The 3200-nt window shown below is 56.4% G+C and carries 1 protein-coding gene and 1 pseudogene; both read right to left on the bottom strand.

Features of this window, described 5'->3' with window-relative positions:
- Window positions 1–139 precede the first annotated feature (139 nt).
- Entirely contained in the window at window positions 140–2860 is a 2721-nt protein-coding gene (locus H0V34_05645; GenBank protein MBA2491194.1) for a DEAD/DEAH box helicase family protein, read from the bottom strand.
- A gap of 64 nt (window positions 2861–2924) precedes the next feature.
- A pseudogene (locus tag H0V34_05640) lies at window positions 2925–3153 on the bottom strand (DUF433 domain-containing protein).
- Window positions 3154–3200 lie beyond the last annotated feature (47 nt).

Here is a 3200-nt window from a genome sequence, read left to right as displayed (position 1 = left end):
AACTGGAATAGGCGACTTGGCAAGAAACTCTTCACGCACCGGCGAAATGGATCGCACGCGTTCCTCAGACGGCAACATGCGGGCTTGTTTATCGACATCAGAAACAGGGATCGCATGGATCTCTCCTGCGATCCGAAATTCAACATTTTACGTTTATCGCCCCCGTGTTCGGTTGCGAAATCAGCCACCTTTGCGCAAGAGCCTCCAGCGTCATATTTTCGGAAATGACGTCGTGGGGTATCATTAGGTACTTCCATGGCTTACCGCCGTGCGTCGCGGCATAGCCGGAAGCCTGCTCACACCACTTACACGCCGCCTCACGCTTGGCCAGCACATCGGCGGCCTCCATCTCGTTCCGCGCCTTCGTTTCGACCATGTAGGTACAGCTGGCAGTTTCAGCCACGAAGTCCGGCTGATATTCCAGATGCTCGGCGCCCGACTTGTAGAAAATCTGGAACTGGCCTTTAGCCGGCTTGAACCACTTTTCGGACTCGCGATCCAGGATGATCGCCATCTTCCGTTCGCTGTCCGACTGAAACTTCTGCAACGAATAGAGGCAGCGCTTAAACCCCGTAAACAGATACCGCGCCATATTGCTCCTGTCGTCCGGCGCCTGACGGAAGTCCATCGGCGGCTCCTGAGTGGAAGCGGTGTAGGCGCTCGGTCGCAATTCGGTGAATCCCCTGCTGATCTTCACTTCGTAATCCACATCTTCTTCCCAATAGTACTCTTGCATCTGAGCATGGATGAATCGGGCGATATCCCGTTGATGCAGGCGCAGCACCTTATCCGCTTCTTCGTCGGAGAGATAAGTGAGTAAATGCCCAACGACTTGCGCGGCAAGCTCGTAAAGCAGATCGGCATGCTCGTCGTAAGCAATATCGTCAAAGTCTATGAGGCCGCTGACGATGTAATCCTCCAACCGAGTCTCTTTCAAACCGCCTCTGACCAAGCCCAAGACCTCAAGCTGATTAGTGCGCAGGTGTTGAATCCAGAGATCTTCGGAGGGCGCCGGATAGTTGAGCGTGCTGAGCTCCAGTGTGAAGGACTCAAAACCGGCTTTTACTTCGCTCCTGGGCACAACCAGAATGCGCGGAATATCGATAGTCTGCTGGATAACCAGCTCCGAGGTCTTTGCCACCATCGCCGCGATGTCCGGCTGCGTGATGACCTGTTCGATCTCCAACTGAGCGGATCGATACTGACGGGCAACTTCTTTGACCATCAGCGCCTGCACTTCCGGTATTAGCAGATAAGCAACGCTCGGCAACATTTGAGGCTGATTTTCCAGTTTGCGGATTACAGCATAAGTAATCCGTGCTAGCTTCTGTTCCTCGAGTGTTTCAAACGCTGGCGGTTGCTTGTCGCCAGCCACTTCCGTACTCACCGTGATGTGCTCGGGCTGAAGGCCCAGCTTGGTGGCCAGTATGGATTGGGAGACGACGGTTTTTGTCTTCCGCGTCAGGTCATCCGAATTCAGAACGACCTGCTGCAAACGGATCGTCGAGTCCGGCCGGCTGGCCTCGTCGATAATTTCCTGGAATCGATCGTGGGCGATGATGTTCAGCCGGTCTACCGTCGTGACGCCAGTGCGCTTGCCGTAGGGCAAACGCAGGCCGCGCCCAATCGACTGCTCGATCAGAATCCGCGCATTCGCCGCCCGCAGCGGGACGATGGTGTAGAGATTGGTGACATCCCAGCCTTCCTTGAGCATGTTGACATGAATGACGATCTCGGTCGGTTCTTCGGTGCTCTCGACGGCGAGCAGACGCTGCACCATCTCGTCTTCCGCCGCGCCGGTACGGCTGGAATCAACCTGGATGACTTTATCCTTGTAACGTGCGTCGAAAAAGCGGTTCGACTGCACCAATTCCATCAACTGCCCGGCATGAGTCGTGTCGCGCGCGATGATTAGCAGGAAGGGCTTGACGACGTGGTTCCCGGTCTGGCGAGCGTAGGTTTCCAGTTCTACCTTTACGCTCTCATGAAGCCGGACGCCGTCCTCCAGCTTGAGCCGTTCAATTTCCCCGGCTGACATACCGGCCGGGTTAAAATCCTTTCGGGTCACAACCGCCGGCTCCTTCACGAAGCCGTCCGCCATCGCCCTGGCGAGCGGGTAGTGGTAGATGACATTCTTGAAACCCACCAAGCCCTTGCTCGTCTCCACGAACGGGGTGGCCGATAACTCCAGCCCGATCACCGGCTTCAACTCGTTAATCGCCCGCACGCCGGCGGATGCCCGATAGCGATGCGACTCGTCCATCAACAATACGAGATCATCAAGTCCCGCCAGATAATCGAAATAGCTCTGGCCAATGTACTCCGACAGCCGTTTGATGCGCGGCGCCCTGCCACCGCGCACTTCCGAGTTGATCTTGGAGATATTGAAGATATTGATGCGCACGCCGCCGAACAGCAGGCCGCTGGTGGGATCACGCTCATTGTAGTTATCGCCGGTGATGATCGCCGGGGGGTTGAGCGCGAACTCCGCGATGCCCTTGAACACATACTTCGGTGTGTTCGGCGTGAAGTCCGTGATGAGCTTGTTGTATATAGTCAGGTTTGGCGCCAGCACAAAGAAGTTGTTAAGCCCATGCGCCAGGTGCAGATAGCTGATAAACGCGCCCATCAGCCGCGTCTTGCCGACGCGGGTCGCCAGCGCGAAGCACAGCGAGGGAAATTCTCGCTCGAAGTCTGTAACGCTTGGAAACTCAGTGCGAATGGCCGCCAGCGCTGCTTCTAAATCAACCGCCTTTCGCGGCGGAACAATTTCGGTGATCCGGTCGAGGATGGTGAGCGACTCGCGCTGGGGTGGTCGCAAGCTCAGGCGACTGGCAATCGCATTAACGTGCCGATTCACGTGCTGCCTCTGAGCGGCAGTACATGAACCCACATGGGCGAGAGATTCATGTCAACCAGCAGCTTCATGCCGTATGCAACGGCACTTCTGCTTCCTCGGCCCTCCATGCGGCATAAGTAAGCGCCTCATCGATATCCGCCGGTTCCAGATACGGGTAGAGCTTGAGGATTTCCTCGCGAGCGGCCTGCGCCCATCAGTCCGACGATTGTGCCGATGGTCACGCGTAGTCCACGGACGCAAGGCCGCCCACCCATTACGGATGGGTCGAGTTTTATGCGAGTTAAAGGCTTCATCTTTCTACCTCCACGTTTTTCCTTTCTCGCGCAGCCTCATCCAGGAC

It is taken from the genome of Gammaproteobacteria bacterium, from assembly GCA_013696315.1.
Taxonomy (GTDB): Bacteria; Pseudomonadota; Gammaproteobacteria; order JACCYU01; family JACCYU01; genus JACCYU01.
The sequence above is the reverse complement of the archived record's forward strand: the minus strand, read 5'-3'. Positions and strand labels throughout refer to the sequence as shown.